Origin of the sequence: Bacillus sp. D7-8 (genome assembly GCF_052055895.1) — a bacterium.
GTDB classification, from domain to species: domain Bacteria; phylum Bacillota; class Bacilli; order Bacillales; family Bacillaceae; genus Bacillus; species Bacillus velezensis.
Window position 1 is genome coordinate 289,769 of the sequence record NZ_CP179922.1, and the last position, 14,936, is coordinate 304,704.

Annotated in this window: 13 protein-coding genes; 10 read left to right on the forward strand and 3 right to left on the reverse strand. The window is 47.7% G+C overall.

Annotated features, from left to right (window positions below; all coding sequences use genetic code 11):
• The first annotated feature begins 137 nt into the window (after positions 1 to 137).
• From opuAA to ACKTRM_RS01620, 3 genes are read left to right on the forward strand one after another with little or no spacing between them, the layout of a single operon-like run.
• Positions 138 to 1,394, forward strand: coding sequence for a glycine/proline betaine ABC transporter ATP-binding protein OpuAA (gene opuAA, locus ACKTRM_RS01610; RefSeq protein ID WP_003156640.1), 1,257 nt, complete (start codon positions 138 to 140; stop codon positions 1,392 to 1,394).
• Complete coding sequence (opuAB, locus tag ACKTRM_RS01615; protein ID WP_003156639.1) at positions 1,395 to 2,243, forward strand: glycine/proline betaine ABC transporter permease subunit OpuAB; 849 nt, start codon at positions 1,395 to 1,397, stop codon at positions 2,241 to 2,243.
• Positions 2,243 to 3,124 carry a glycine betaine ABC transporter substrate-binding protein gene (locus ACKTRM_RS01620; RefSeq protein WP_007409051.1) on the forward strand — a complete coding sequence of 294 codons (882 nt, stop codon included), beginning with the start codon at positions 2,243 to 2,245 and terminating at the stop codon, positions 3,122 to 3,124. Before opuAB ends, ACKTRM_RS01620 begins: the two co-directional genes overlap by 1 nt.
• A 34-nt stretch (positions 3,125 to 3,158) precedes the next feature.
• On the opposite strand, the gene ACKTRM_RS01625 is transcribed toward ACKTRM_RS01620, so the two are convergent.
• Positions 3,159 to 4,280 carry a M20 peptidase aminoacylase family protein gene (locus tag ACKTRM_RS01625; RefSeq protein WP_011996289.1) on the reverse strand — a complete coding sequence of 374 codons (1,122 nt, stop codon included), beginning with the start codon at positions 4,278 to 4,280 and terminating at the stop codon, positions 3,159 to 3,161.
• Between the two features lie 133 nt (positions 4,281 to 4,413).
• Between ACKTRM_RS01625 and ACKTRM_RS01630 the strand changes: the two genes are divergently transcribed.
• The 4 genes from ACKTRM_RS01630 to ACKTRM_RS01645 all read left to right on the forward strand — a co-directional run bounded on the left by ACKTRM_RS01630 (position 4,414) and on the right by ACKTRM_RS01645 (position 9,859).
• A complete protein-coding gene (locus tag ACKTRM_RS01630) occupies positions 4,414 to 5,847 on the forward strand; it encodes a YfcC family protein (protein WP_007609251.1) in 1,434 nt (477 codons plus the stop codon).
• Between the two features lie 91 nt (positions 5,848 to 5,938).
• Positions 5,939 to 6,427 carry a DUF6773 family protein gene (locus tag ACKTRM_RS01635; protein WP_007409054.1) on the forward strand — a complete coding sequence of 163 codons (489 nt, stop codon included), beginning with the start codon at positions 5,939 to 5,941 and terminating at the stop codon, positions 6,425 to 6,427.
• Positions 6,428 to 6,656: 229 nt separating this feature from the next.
• Complete coding sequence (amyE, locus tag ACKTRM_RS01640) at positions 6,657 to 8,636, forward strand: alpha-amylase (protein WP_011996291.1); 1,980 nt, start codon at positions 6,657 to 6,659, stop codon at positions 8,634 to 8,636.
• Positions 8,637 to 8,905: 269 nt separating this feature from the next.
• Positions 8,906 to 9,859, forward strand: a complete 954-nt coding sequence (locus ACKTRM_RS01645; RefSeq protein ID WP_011996292.1) for an L-lactate dehydrogenase — start codon at positions 8,906 to 8,908, stop codon at positions 9,857 to 9,859.
• A 41-nt stretch (positions 9,860 to 9,900) separates the two neighbouring features.
• On the opposite strand, the gene ACKTRM_RS01650 is transcribed toward ACKTRM_RS01645, so the two are convergent.
• Positions 9,901 to 11,433 (reverse strand): MDR family MFS transporter, encoded by a 1,533-nt coding sequence (locus ACKTRM_RS01650; protein ID WP_011996293.1) that lies wholly within the window; start codon positions 11,431 to 11,433, stop codon positions 9,901 to 9,903.
• A gap of 113 nt (positions 11,434 to 11,546) precedes the next feature.
• Between ACKTRM_RS01650 and ACKTRM_RS01655 the strand changes: the two genes are divergently transcribed.
• From ACKTRM_RS01655 to ACKTRM_RS01665, 3 genes are all read left to right on the forward strand, one after another.
• Positions 11,547 to 12,008, forward strand: a complete 462-nt coding sequence (locus tag ACKTRM_RS01655; protein ID WP_003156626.1) for a MarR family transcriptional regulator — start codon at positions 11,547 to 11,549, stop codon at positions 12,006 to 12,008.
• 63 nt (positions 12,009 to 12,071) lie between these two features.
• A complete protein-coding gene (locus ACKTRM_RS01660; protein WP_007409057.1) occupies positions 12,072 to 12,701 on the forward strand; it encodes a LysE family translocator in 630 nt (209 codons plus the stop codon).
• Positions 12,702 to 12,765: 64 nt separating this feature from the next.
• The gene (locus ACKTRM_RS01665; RefSeq protein ID WP_011996294.1) at positions 12,766 to 13,527 is read left to right on the forward strand and encodes a YqcI/YcgG family protein; all 762 of its coding nucleotides are present in this window, start codon (positions 12,766 to 12,768) and stop codon (positions 13,525 to 13,527) included.
• 1 nt (position 13,528) lies between these two features.
• Here the strand turns inward: ACKTRM_RS01665 and ACKTRM_RS01670 are convergent, their stop codons facing one another.
• On the reverse strand, positions 13,529 to 14,857 hold the full coding sequence (locus ACKTRM_RS01670; RefSeq protein WP_007409059.1) for an amino acid permease: 1,329 nt from the start codon (positions 14,855 to 14,857) through the stop codon (positions 13,529 to 13,531).
• Positions 14,858 to 14,936 lie beyond the last annotated feature (79 nt).

Genomic DNA, 14,936 nt, shown 5'->3' on the forward strand with positions numbered 1-14,936 from the left:
TAGAAGCATACCAGAGGAAAATAAGACACAGGGATGTTTTTAAAGTAATGATACAAAATAAAAAGGGATTATGATGTTTGTTTGACTTATTACAAACGTGTTACGGTATTAAAGATTGCTTATTATGGAGGGAAAATATGAATTTGGATGAGAAACCAATTAAGATAAAAGTCGAAAATGTATCTAAGGTTTTCGGAAAACAGACAAAAAAAGCCATTCAGATGCTGTCCAGCGGAAAAAACAAAAAAGAGATCCTGAAAGCTACCGGATCAACCGTTGGTGTCAATCAAGCAAACTTTGATGTATATGATGGGGAGATATTTGTCATCATGGGTCTATCGGGGAGCGGTAAATCAACTTTAGTTCGGCTGTTAAACCGGCTTATTGAACCGACTGCCGGGAATATTTATATTGATGGTGACATGATAACAAATATGTCAAAAGACCAGCTCCGGGAAGTGCGCCGGAAAAAAATCAGCATGGTCTTTCAAAAATTTGCACTGTTTCCGCACAGAACGATTCTTGAAAATACGGAATACGGCCTGGAGCTTCAAGGCGTCGACAAAAAAGAGCGTGAGCAAAAAGCGCTTGATTCGCTTAAACTTGTCGGTCTTGAAGGCTTTGAACACCAATTCCCAGATCAGCTCAGCGGAGGAATGCAGCAGCGTGTCGGACTTGCCCGCGCATTGACGAATGATCCTGACATTCTTCTGATGGATGAAGCTTTCAGTGCGCTTGATCCGCTGATCCGCAAAGACATGCAGGATGAGCTTTTAGACCTTCATGACTCTGTCGGCAAGACGATCATCTTCATCACGCATGATCTTGATGAAGCATTGCGCATCGGCGACAGAATCGTGCTGATGAAAGACGGTAACATCGTTCAGATCGGGACGCCTGAAGAAATTCTGATGAGCCCGTCCAATGAATACGTTGAGAAATTCGTTGAGGACGTTGATTTATCCAAAGTTCTGACAGCGGGCCACATCATGAAGCGCGCTGAAACCGTGCGGATTGACAAAGGGCCTCGTGTAGCGTTGCAGCTCATGAAGAATCTCGGTATTTCTTCTATTTACGCCGTTGATAAACAGAAACAGCTTCTCGGCGTCATTCACGCGGCGGATGCGAAAAAAGCGGTGGAATCCGACTTATCGCTTCAGGATATTTTAAATACTGAATTTACGACTGTGCACGAAAGCACATACTTGACGGAAATTTTCGATGTCGTGTCTGATGCGAATATTCCGATCGCCGTCACGGACGATAAGGACCGCATGAAAGGCATTGTCGTAAAAGGCGCATTAATCGGCGCGCTTTCAGGAAATAACGATTATATAAATGTTGAAGATTCTGCTGAACAAGCTCAGGATTCTTCTGTTCAGGGGGTGAAGTAAATGGACAGATTGCCTAGAATTCCGTTAGCAGATATCGTTGACCGGTTTGTTGACTGGCTTACCATGACGTTCGGAGGTTTCTTTGACGGAATCTCAAACGGTTTGGCCGCTTTCGTAAACGCGATTGTGAGCGGTTTGGGTTTCATCCCGTCTATTTTATTGACTGTTATTTTTGCAGCTCTCGCTTGGTGGATCAGTACGAGAGGAATTGCACTCTTTACGTTAATCGGATTCCTTGTTATTGATTATTTGGGCTATTGGTCGCCGATGCTGCAAACGTTGGCGCTTGTCGTCACATCTGTTTTGATTTCCATTATTATCGGGGTTCCGATCGGCATATGGGCGTCTCAGAAAGAAACGGTCCGCCGCATTGTTACACCGATTCTGGATTTAATGCAGACCATGCCGGCTTTCGTATATCTGCTGCCTGCGATTTTCTTCTTTAATATCGGGGTTGTGCCAGGCGTCGTGGCATCTGTTATTTTCGCAATGCCTCCGACGATCCGCATGACGGTTCTCGGTATTAAACAAGTTCCGGCTGATTTGATCGAAGCGACGGAAGCATTCGGTTCAACGACGTCTCAGCGTCTGTTCAAGGTACAGCTTCCGCTTGCCACAAAAACAATTCTTGCCGGTATTAACCAAAGCATCATGCTTGCTTTATCAATGGTCGTTATCGCGGCCATGGTCGGTGCGCCGGGCCTCGGTTCTGAAGTATACAGCGCCGTGACACAGTTGAAAACCGGTGTCGGAGTGGAAGCGGGTATCGCGATCGTCATCGTAGCGATTACACTCGACCGTATCACGCAAAACATTAAAGTGAAGAAGAAGAGCAGGGGGAATGCCTGATGCTTAAGAAAATCATCGGTGTCGGCGTTACCGCTGCGCTGGCTCTTTCTTTGGCTGCCTGCGGTTCGCAGACTGATGGTAAGGCAACGGCTGCGGACCAGGTGAACAAAACCATTATCGGTATTGATCCGGGATCGGGGATCATGGCCCTGACGGATGAGGCCGTGAAGGATTACGGGTTGAAAGACTGGAATGTCGTCACGGCGTCAAGTGCTGCCATGACGGCGACATTGAAGAAATCATATGACCGGAAAAAGCCGATCATCGTAACGGGCTGGACGCCGCACTGGATGTTCTCCAGATACAAGCTGAAGTTCCTTGATGATCCGAAAAAAACGTACGGAACTGCCGAGCAGATTCATACGATTACTAGAACCGGCTTCAGTAAGGAACAGCCTAACGCGGCCAAAGTTCTCAGCCAGTTCAAATGGACGCAGGACGATATGGGAGAAGTCATGATTGCCGTTGAGGAAGGCGAAAAGCCGGCCAAAGCCGCAGCTGAATATGTGAAAAAACACAAAGACCAAGTGGCTCAATGGACAAAAGGCGCCCATAAAGTCAAAGGGGATAAAATTAACCTGGCTTATGTGGCATGGGACAGTGAAATCGCAAGTACGAATGTAATCGGAAAAGTATTTCAAGACCTCGGCTATGACGTGAAGCTGACGCAAGTGGAGGCGGGACCGATGTGGACTGCGATTGCGACAGGCAGCGCGGATGCGTCATTGTCTGCTTGGCTTCCGAATACCCATAAGGCATATGCGTCTAAATATAAAGGCAAATATGAAGATGTAGGAACGAGTCTGACAGGCGTCAAGATGGGTCTGGTCGTTCCTCAGTATATGAAAAACGTCAATTCAATTGAAGATTTGAAGAAATAACGAAGAAAAGCAGCCCTGTAACGGGCTGCTTTTTTTATGCTTCAAACGATTTGAGGACGGCAGCCGTTAATATCTCAACGCCAGTAAAGATGGCGCTTCGGTCAAATGTCATTTGGGGATGGTGAAGCCCCGGCTCCAGACCGCATCCTAGGCCGAGCATCGTCGTTTTTAAGTTCGGCACCTTTAACCCGTAAAAGTGAAAATCCTCTCCTCCGGTTGTCACAAGAGGTTCATCCACATATTCTTCTCCGAGAATGCCGCTTATCGCAGATGCCATGATGGCTTCCGCCTCTTTGTTTCGCTCGGCTGCCGGGAGGCTGTGTTCTTTTTGCAGTTCGATTTTTGCGCCGAATGCGGCAGCCGCCGCCTCACAGGCTCTTTCGGTTTCGGCGGTTAATTTCTCCATGGCGGCATTGGTTTGTGCGCGGAGATCAAGGCTGAACGATGCTTTTCCCGGAATGATATTGGAACTCTCACCGCCTGCCTGAAGCTTTGTCATCTTCACGGAATGCGGGATGCCGGGATCAAGATGAATGAAGCTGAGTTTTTGGACGAGAAGAGCGGCGATTTCGATACTGTTAAGGCCGAGATGCGGTCTCGCGCCGTGGGCTTCTTCTCCGATAATCAGGCCTTCTATATGCTGGCTTGAGCCATGCAGAATGGACGGTGCGCATCGGCCGTTTGCCGTTTCCTGTACGGGGCGCACGTGCACGCCGTATAAGAAATCAACATCATCCAGTACGCCTTTTTCAATCATTTTCAGCGCTCCGCCGCCTTTTTCTTCAGCCGGCTGAAAAATAAAGCGGATGGTGCCCTTCGGAAGTTTCGGCTGACTCTTTAAAAGCATCATCGTGCCGAGCGCCATCGTCATATGTGAATCATGTCCGCATGAATGGTTCGCCTGAAAGACACCGTCCACTTCCTGCCACAGCGCGTCAATATCCGCCCGGACAGCCACAACAGGCGAGCCTTCTCCGATTTCGCCGACAACACCGGTACAATCATCAAACGTGCGGGTCCGGCAGCCGGCCTCTTTCAGTTTTTCAGTCAGATATTCAGTTGTTTGATATTCTTTCCAGCTTACTTCGGGATTGGCGTGCAGGTGGTCAAAAATATCCATAATGACTTGCTTTTCATGCGCTGTGAGTCTGTTCATGCCGTAAGTCCTCCTTCAAAAGCTGTCTGTTTTTTATTTTTGATATTGAAAACAGGCAATCGGTCTGTATATAATATAGCACATATCTGTATTTTCTGAATAGTTTATAAATTTAAAGCGGGATGGTGATGTTATGGCTGTGCCGAAGGCCGAACCTGTATTGAAAAAGAAGAAATTGTTTGTGATGCCTGATGCTTATGTGCTGCTGTTCATTGTCGCTTTACTATGCGCGATAGCGTCGTACATCGTTCCCGCGGGGGAATTTGACAGGGTGACAAAGGGCAGTGTGACATCCGCCGTCCCGGGAAGCTATCATTCTTTAGACCAGTCTCCTGTCAGCCCGATCGCTTTTTTTACCGCGATTCAGGAAGGGATGACAAGTTCCGCGCCGATTATTTTTTTAATCCTGTTTACGGGCGGCACCATTGCGATTTTGGAGAAAACGGGCGCCATCAATGGATTGATCAGTAATGTCATCAGTACGTTCCGCACAAAACAGCTGCTGTTTATTGCGATTGTCGGATCTCTATTTTCGATCCTCGGCACAACCGGCATCGTCGTTAATTCCGTGATCGGTTTTATTCCGATCGGCCTGATCGTCGCCCGCTCGCTGAAATGGGACGCCGTGGCCGGAGCGGCCGTCATTTATATCGGCTGCTATGCCGGGTTTAACGCGACGATTTTATCACCTTCACCGCTCGGGTTATCACAAAGCATCGCGGAGCTGCCGCTGTTTTCCGGTATCGGCCTGCGGATTGCCGTCTACATTTGTTTTCTGTTATCATCTATTTTATATATTTATCGGTATACGAGAAAACTCAGAAAAGCAAAGGACGCCAGTCTGCTGGGGAACGATTGGTTTCCGGCGGCAGGTTCACTCCCGCAGGTTTCTGAGCCGGAGGACAAGCATGTCCCGTTTACCGTCCGCCATAAATTGATTCTGGCTGTTGCGGCTTTGTCGCTTGCCGGCTTTTTATACGGCGCGCTTACTCTTGGCTGGTCTGATTCAGAGATGGCCGCCGTGTTCATTTTTATCTCAATCGTGTCAGGCCTGATTGCGGGAATGGCGGCAAATGATATCGCAAAAACGTTTATTACAGGCTGTCAGGGGCTCGTTTACGGTGCGCTGATCGTCGGAATGGCGAGAAGCATTTCCGTTATCCTGGAACATGGAAAGCTGCTTGATACGGTAGTCAATGGACTAGCGTCACTGCTGCACGGTTTCAGCCCGATGGCAGGCGCCATCGGAATGTATATTTCCAGCGCCCTGCTTCATTTTCTGATTTCATCGGGCTCAGGGGAGGCGGTCGTATTTATTCCGATCTTGGCGCCGCTTGCCGATCTGATGGGCATCACGAGACAGGTCGCGGTTGAAGCGGTCATGCTCGGAGAAGGCGTCGTAAACTGTGTCAATCCGACTTCCGGTGTGCTGATGGCCGTACTGGCTGCCAGCGGCATTCCGTACGTAAAGTGGCTTCGCTTCATGATTCCGCTGGCGCTGATTTGGTTTGTCATCGGTCTCGTATTTATCTGCATAGGCGTCCTGATCAATTGGGGTCCTTATTAACATTTTTGTCAATGATATTTCGGTTTATCATTATGAATCGGCAAGATATAATGGGAGTTGTAAGCCATTCTTAATAGTACGGGAGGAAGTCATGAATCAGCGTCGGAACGGACTTTCAAACGTGAATGGAAAGAGTGAGAGTGTGAAAGAGAAAGAACGAATGATTTGGTCAGAAGTCGGAATGCTTGTGGGCACACTGTCTTTGCTTGACATCATCGTACGCGGACTTGTTCTGAACTGTCCGTTTAGGGAATGGGCCGGAAGCTTGGCGGTTTTCTTCATTATAATTGTTTATTATTGCATCAGGGCGGGGGCGTCGGGAATGCTCATGCCGAGAATAGACACCAAAGAAGAACTGCAAAAGCGGGTGAAGCAGCAGCGGATAGATTCAATTGCGGTCACTTTTGCGGTAGCGGCGATTACGATGTACGACAGGGGGTTTCCCCATACATTCTTTGCTTGGCTGAAAATGATCTTTCTTTTTATCGTCTGCGGAGGCATTCTGTTTCTGCTTCGGTATGTCATTGTGAAGCTGTCTTACAGAAGAGCGATAAAAGAAATAAAAAAGAAATCATCTTGACAGGTGGTTTCTTTTTTTGTTTGAAAGCGGGAAGTCTTTTTATTTGATAGGAATATAGATTTGAATTCACTCTGCCACGTTGCTTTGATAGAGAGTGTGTGATAAGTTGAAATGTAAGCGTTAACAGAATTCTCCAGTCTTCACAACAGTTGAAAGGAGCTGAAGAAAGAGTAAGAGGAATTTTTGACTCCGCAGTCAGTCTTCAAAAATCAAATAAGGAGTGTCAAAAATGTTTGAAAAACGATTCAAAACCTCTTTACTGCCGTTATTCGCCGGATTTTTATTGCTGTTTCATTTGGTTTTGTCAGGCCCGGCGGCTGCAAACGCTGAAACTGCAAACAAATCGAATAAGGTGACCGCGTCATCGGTCAAAAACGGGACCATCCTTCATGCATGGAATTGGTCGTTCAATACGTTAACACAAAATATGAAAGATATTCGTGATGCGGGCTATGCAGCCATTCAGACGTCTCCGATTAACCAAGTAAAGGAAGGGAACCAAGGAGATAAAAGCATGAGGAACTGGTACTGGCTGTATCAGCCGACATCGTACCAAATCGGCAACCGTTACTTAGGCACTGAACAAGAATTTAAGGACATGTGTGCAGCGGCGGAAAAATATGGCGTAAAAGTCATTGTCGATGCGGTTATCAATCATACTACCAGCGATTATGGCGCGATTTCTGACGAGATTAAGCGTATTCCAAACTGGACCCATGGAAACACACAAATTAAAAATTGGTCGGATCGATGGGACGTCACTCAAAATTCATTGCTCGGGCTGTATGATTGGAATACACAGAATACTGAGGTGCAGGTCTATCTGAAACGTTTCTTGGAAAGAGCATTGAATGACGGAGCAGACGGGTTCCGCTATGATGCCGCCAAGCATATAGAGCTTCCGGATGACGGGAATTACGGCAGCCAATTTTGGCCGAATATCACAAATACATCAGCGGAGTTCCAATACGGAGAAATCCTGCAAGACAGCGCGTCCAGAGATACTGCTTATGCGAATTATATGAATGTGACGGCTTCTAACTACGGGCATTCCATCAGATCCGCTTTAAAGAACCGTAATCTGAGTGTGTCGAATATCTCCCATTATGCATCTGACGTGTCTGCGGACAAGTTAGTCACATGGGTGGAATCACATGATACGTATGCCAATGATGATGAAGAGTCCACATGGATGAGTGATGACGATATTCGTTTAGGCTGGGCAGTGATTGGTTCCCGCTCAGGAAGCACGCCTCTTTTCTTTTCCAGACCTGAGGGCGGAGGAAATGGTGTAAGATTTCCCGGAAAAAGTCAAATAGGAGATCGCGGGAGCGCCTTATTTAAAGATCAGGCGATCACTGCGGTCAATACATTTCACAATGTAATGGCCGGGCAGCCCGAGGAACTCTCGAATCCGAATGGGAACAACCAAGTCTTTATGAATCAGCGCGGCTCAAAAGGCGTTGTGCTGGCAAATGCGGGATCGTCTTCTGTCACCATCAATACTTCAGCGAAATTACCTGACGGCAGGTATGATAATAGGGCCGGCGCCGGTTCATTTCAAGTAGCGAACGGCAAACTGACAGGTACGATCAATGCCAGATCCGCGGCTGTTCTTTATCCTGATGATATTGGAAATGCGCCTCATGTCTTTCTTGAGAATTACCAAACGGGGGCAGTCCATTCTTTCAATGATCAGCTGACGGTCACCCTGCGTGCAAATGCGAAAACAACAAAAGCCGTTTACCAAATCAATAATGGGCAGCAGACAGCATTTAAGGATGGAGACCGACTAACGATCGGGAAAGGAGATCCAATCGGCACGACATACAACATCAAATTAACCGGAACGAACGGCGAGGGTGCAGCGAGAACCCAAGAATACACATTTGTCAAAAAAGACCCGTCCCAAACCAACATCATTGGCTATCAAAATCCGGACCATTGGGGCCAGGTAAATGCTTATATTTACAAACATGATGGAGGCAGGGCCATAGAATTAACCGGATCGTGGCCGGGGAAAGCAATGACTAAGAATGCAAATGGAATGTACACGCTGACGCTGCCTGAGAATACGGATACGGCCAATGCCAAAGTGATTTTTAACAATGGCAGCGCCCAAGTGCCCGGACAGAACCAGCCCGGCTTTGATTATGTGCAGAATGGTTTGTATAACAACTCCGGTTTGAATGGTTATCTTCCGCATTAATGGATAGGGCCATCATCACATCAGCGTGCCGGCAAACCCCCGCTTCTGGGAAAGGGACAGCGCGTCTTCAATCACGCTGAAAAGATGACAGCATCCTAAAACGGTTCCGTTTTAGGATGCTGTCAACAATCTGGAAACCATCACCGATATTTTTTTGTCCAAAAATCAAACTTTTCTCTTGCAAAAGTTTGTGAAGTATTGCACAATATAAATGTGAAATACTTCACAAGATAAAACAGACACCACGAAACACTGGAGGATGAGCATACATGATGAACGAACGAGTGAACAAAGTAGCATTAATCGGAGCAGGTTTTGTTGGAAGCAGTTATGCATTTGCGTTAATTAACCAAGGGATCACAGATGAGCTTGTGATCATTGATGTAAATAGAGAAAAAGCCATGGGAGATGTCATGGATTTAAATCACGGAAAGGCATTTGCGCCTCATCCGGTCAAAACGTCTTACGGCACATATGAGGATTGCAAGGATGCCGATATCGTGTGCATCTGTGCAGGGGCCAATCAAAAACCGGGCGAAACGAGACTTGAGCTGGTCGAAAAAAATCTCGCCATTTTTAAAAGCATTGTCGGTGAAGTAATGGCAAGCGGATTTGACGGCATCTTCCTCGTTGCCACAAACCCGGTCGACATTCTCACCTATGCGACTTGGACATTCAGCGGCCTGCCGAAAGAACGCGTCATCGGCAGCGGCACGACACTGGATTCTGCGCGATTCCGTTATATGCTGAGTGAATACTTCGGAGCCGCTCCGCAAAACGTACACGCCCACATTATCGGCGAGCACGGCGATACCGAGCTCCCTGTATGGAGTCACGCCAATATCGGCGGAGTGCCGGTGCAGCAATTGCTGGAGAAACATGCAGCTTACAAACAGGACGAGCTGGATCAGATCGTTGACGATGTGAAAAACGCAGCCTATCATATTATCGAGAAAAAAGGCGCGACATATTACGGAGTGGCGATGAGCCTCGCCCGCATCACAAAAGCGATTTTGCGTAATGAAAACAGCATTTTAACCGTCAGCACATATCTGGACGGCCAATACGGTGTAAACGACGTCTTTATCGGCGTTCCGGCCGTCGTCAATCGGAACGGCATTGCAGGTGTGACGGAACTTGAGCTGAATGAAACAGAACAGGCTCAATTCAGCCGCAGCGCAAACGTGCTGAAAGATATTCTCGCTCCGCATTTCGCAGAGTAAACAAAAAAGCAGTACATGGCAAACGCCATGTACTGCTTTTTTTAATTCGCTTTTTTCACCATTTCCTGAGAGGTTTTTACTCTCGCTTTTCCCATAAACAAAATGGTAACGGCCGCAATGACGATCGGCGCCAGCGCAAGCGTAAATACATATGTGATGCTTTGCGACATGGCGTCAATAATGCGATCCAGAATGTGCGGCGGAATATGAGCGCGCGTGCCGGCCTGGAAAATCTCCTGCGGATTTCCGATGTTCTGCATCGCGCCGCCCGCTCCTTTCATGCCGCTGAATGAATCTGTGAGCTTGTTGGTAAACACATTCGTCTGGATGGTTCCGAAAATCGTCACACCGAGCGTCATACCGAATGATCTCAAAAACGAGTTTGTTGAGTTGGCGCTTCCGCGGTAACGCGGCTCCAGATCGTTCATGGACGCAGCCGGCAGCAGTGAGAAGTTGAAGCCGACGCCGAATCCTGAGATCAGCATGAATACCGTCAGCATCGTACGCGCCGTATCCGGTGTCATATTGGAAAGCAGCAGCATTCCGATAAAGAAAGCGACCACGGAAATCAGCATTAAAGTGCGGAACCGCACTTTCGTCTGGAAAATTCCGCCGATCATACTTCCGATAACAGAACCGATCATCATCGGCGTCAAAATAAAGCCCGCGCTTGTCGCGGTGCTTCCGTACACAGCCTGAACGAAGATCGGGATAAACACCGCTAAAATGACGAACGTGGCTCCGTAAAGGAACGCCAGAATCTGTGCCGTAGCAAATAAACGGTTTTTAAACATCCAAAATGAGATAATCGGTTCTTCCGCTTTTCTTTCCACAATAAAAAAGGCGATAAAGAACACGGCGAACACAGCGAACAGACCGATGATCTGCACGGAGTTCCAATCATACGTTTTTCCGCCGAGCTCAAGAGCGAACATCAGACCGACAATGGAAACCACCAGCGTGATTGCGCCGGCCCAGTCGATTTTCTGCTTCTTGTGTTCAAGGGATTCTTTATAATAACGAAGAATGAAAAACAATGATAAAATACCGATCGGCACGTTGATGTAAAACACCCAATGCCAGCTGATGGAGTCGGTAATGAGCGCGCCTAAAAGCGGCCCGAGAACGCTGGACAGGCCGAAAACGGCACCGAACATGCCCGACATTTTTCCGCGTTTTTCCGGCGGAAATAAATCAAAAATGATCGTGAAGGCGATCGGCATCAGCGCGCCTCCGCCGATTCCCTGAATGACGCGGTAAATAATGAGCTGATCCATTGTTTGGGCGATTCCGCATAATGCGGATCCGATTAAGAAAAGAATAAGACCGAATAAAAAGAAACGTTTGCGTCCGTACATATCGGACAGTTTTCCGTAAATCGGCATACCGGCCATAACGGCTACCATGTATGATGCCGTCACCCACGCGAACTTATCGAAACTTCCGAGGTCCGCCACGATATTTCCCATCGCAGTGGCAACGATTGTATTATCCATAGCCGACATTAAAATGCCCAGCAAAAGACCGATGACGACAAACTTCGTCGAGGCGTCCTTCGCGGCTGTTTGTTCCATGCTTTTTCCTCCCATACTTACTTTTGATCATTAAATTTGCTATGATCATATTAGATTTGCCGAAAATTATCTTGATCGTCAAGATAAATTGATTTTATAGGGAGGCCTGTCAGTTGTCAACAAGAAATACCAGAAGCGAGACGGAGGAAACCGCGATACAGTTATTCCGAAAGATGGCCACAAGGACGATCCTTTTTCATCAGGCGGCCGCTCAATCTCTCGGTCTGTTTCCGACCGATTTAAAATCAGCTGATATCTTAAATGAAGCAGGCCCGATGACCGCAGGCGAGCTTGGGAAAAAAACCGGTCTCAGCACAGGTTCGGTAACGGCGCTCATTGACCGGCTCGAAAAAGCGGGATATGTCATGAGGAAAAAAGACCCCGAAGACAAACGTCGGGTGATCATCGTGCCGCTGACAGCCGGAAAGGCGAATGTGAAGCAATTGTTCAGCTCCTTATCCCAGTCTACGATCAGCCTTTGCCGGCAATATAAAGAAGAAGAACTGCGGCTGATATTCGATTTTTTAGGAAAAGCGACGGACATGATGGAAGACGAGCTTGAGAAATTAAAATAATATATCATAGCACGGCCCATTCATGAATAACTTGTACAAGTTGCATGAATGAGGGGGAAGCCAATGAACATCTTTTTAAGCTACATCGTTCTCGGGCTGTCATTGTCAGCACCTGTCGGACCGGTCAATGCGGCGCAAATTGACAAAGGCATCAAAAACGGCTTTTGGCATGCATGGATTTTCGGTCTTGGCGCCATGGCCGCGGACGGGCTGTATATGATTCTGATCTATTTCGGGCTGTCTCAATTTTTGACCGCTCCTTTTGTAAAAACGTTTTTGTGGCTCTTCGGTTTTTTCGTGCTGACCTATACGGGAGTCGAAACGCTAAAAAATATAAGGGAAGCCATGAATGTCAGAAGCGGAAAAGGAAAACCGGCTTTTTACAAAACATTCGGCGCGGGATTTTTTATTTCTCTTTCCAATCCGCTGAGCATTTTATTCTGGCTCGGCATATACGGCAGCATCCTCGCTAAAACCGCTGAATCCTTCGATGCAAATCAGCTTTTGATTTACAGCTCCGGCATTCTTCTCGGCATTTTGATCTGGGATTTCTGCATGGCGGTCGCCGCGAGCACTTTCAGAAATCTCCTTCATGAAAAAGCGCTCCGCTGGCTGACGGGAGCGGCGGGTGTGTCTTTGATCGTTTTCGGGTTTTATTTCGGATGGCAGGGGATTCAAATGCTCATCTCATAAATAGAAGAGTCACCCATCGCCTATCTTCATCATAACGTATCATGACGATACTGGAGGTGGGCTGATGGCAAGCGAGCTGTACACAAAAAGTTGCCTTGAGGAAAAGTTGTTGGATCTGCCAAATTGGCAGAGAGTCGCTTTTGAGCTTCTATCAGAAACAATAGGTGATAAAGCGGATACGTTTCCGTGCATTCCGGGACGTCAGGGATTTTTGACAGATCAGCTCCGGATATCCTTTGCGGGTGATCCTCGCGAAGAGGGAACCCCGGAGGAAGTGGGGATGCTGCTGTCCGAGTACGGAAAGATCTCAAGGAATACCGGAAGATACGCGTCGCTGCTTGTGATTTTTGATACGCCTGAGGATTTAGCTGAGCATTATTCCGTTGAGGCGTATGAAGAGCTGTTCTGGTCTTTTTTAAACCGGCTGAGCGGCTGCGACCCGAAAGACTGGCCGGAAGACATGCCGGAAGACCCTGAACATTATAAATGGGAGTTCTGCTTTGACGGCGAGCCGTATTTTATTCTGTGCGCGACGCCTGCGCATGAAGCGAGACAAAGCAGAAGCTTCCCGTTTTTTATGCTGGCGTTTCAGCCGAGATGGGTTTTCGAAGGATTAAACGATTCAACCGCGTTCGGACGAAACATGAGCCGGCTGATCAGAAAACGTTTAGAGGCATATGACGAAGCCCCTCTTCATCCCCGATTGGGGTGGTACGGAGGAAAAGACAATTTAGAATGGAAGCAATATTTCCTCCGTGATGATGAGACGGAAGTGTCAAAGTGTCCCTTTTCTTATTTAAAGAGGCTGTTTAAACCGACGAAATAAGCTATGATCCGGCAGGGCTGTGTCCCTGCTTTTTTTGTACGATCCATGTCACGATCGCAATGACGGCGAGAAAACAAAGGCTGACCAGAAAACCGGGCCGGCTCGATTTCTCAAACAGCGTCCCGGAGACGGCCGCGACAATCAGCACAAGGGCGATAACAATCTGTACGGTTCCCATCTTTGTCGTTTCGAGCAGTTTCTTGCCCGAGAACAAAATGAACAGCCACGTATAAAGAAGCATCAGGCCCGCCGCGGTTGTCATGTGTTCATATATATTTTTCGGCAGCACCAATGACAGGATGATGGAGACGATGAGTCCGGCAAACGTCAATCCGAGCGCAGGCCAGCAGATTTTTTTGTTTTCCTTTAATCTGAAGCATTTCGGCGCATCTCCGTCATCTGCCATCGTACAAAGCAATGTCGTCACGGCAAACAGCGAGGCGACGAGCGTGGAAAATCCCGCAATAATAAAAATCCCGTTAAAAATATCAAGAATGATATCTAAATGAAAACCCTTCAGCGATGTAATAAACGGGCTGTCCTGTTCGGTGAATTTGCCCAGCGGCACTAACAGCAGCGCCAGGCCGAGAGAAATGACGTAAATCACCGCAAGAACGGCAAGCATCAGCCGGCCTGACTTTGAGGCTTCCTCCGGCTTTTTCAAATGCACGGTCATCAGCCCCAAGACTTCAATTCCTCCGAAGGCGTAAAACGCATAAATCAATCCCGTCCATAACCCCATCGCTCCGTGCGGGAACAAATCCTTTGATTCGTTCGGCACCTGCACATCCGGTTTATGAGAAAATATACCGCACAGCGCCAATATGGCGATCACGATAAACATAAAAATCGCCGCTGTCTTGACAACAGCGAGCACATTTTCCGTTTTTTGAAAAACGGACAGCCCCGTAAATATAATCAAAAGACCGAGCACCGCATAGATGGAGGCGAAAATCCACAGCGGCACATTCGGAAACCAATGCTTTGTAAACAGCGAGATCGCTGTCAGCTGGCTTCCAGTGATCAGCATCTCGGACGACCAGTACACCCATCCGTTGCTGAAACCGGCCCAAGTGCCGAAAGCCTTTCTCGCATAAGCGCAAAAAGACCCCTTTTCGGGCTGTTTGGCCGAAAGCTTCGCGAGCTGCTCAAAGACAAAATAGGTGCCAAGCCCGGCAATAAGAAATGAGATCAGCGCGGAATATCCGCTTTTGACAATAGCGATGCTGGACCCGAGAAAAAAGCCCGTCCCGATTGTGCAGCCGACGCCGATTAAGGAGAGCTGCCACCAAGCGAGATTTCCTTTAGGCTGGTCCTGTGATTTACCCATGAAGTTCAACCCCTTTATCAAAGCTTAGATTGCGGCCGTCAGAAGGGGAATATACATCCAATAAATTGCTTTACATGAA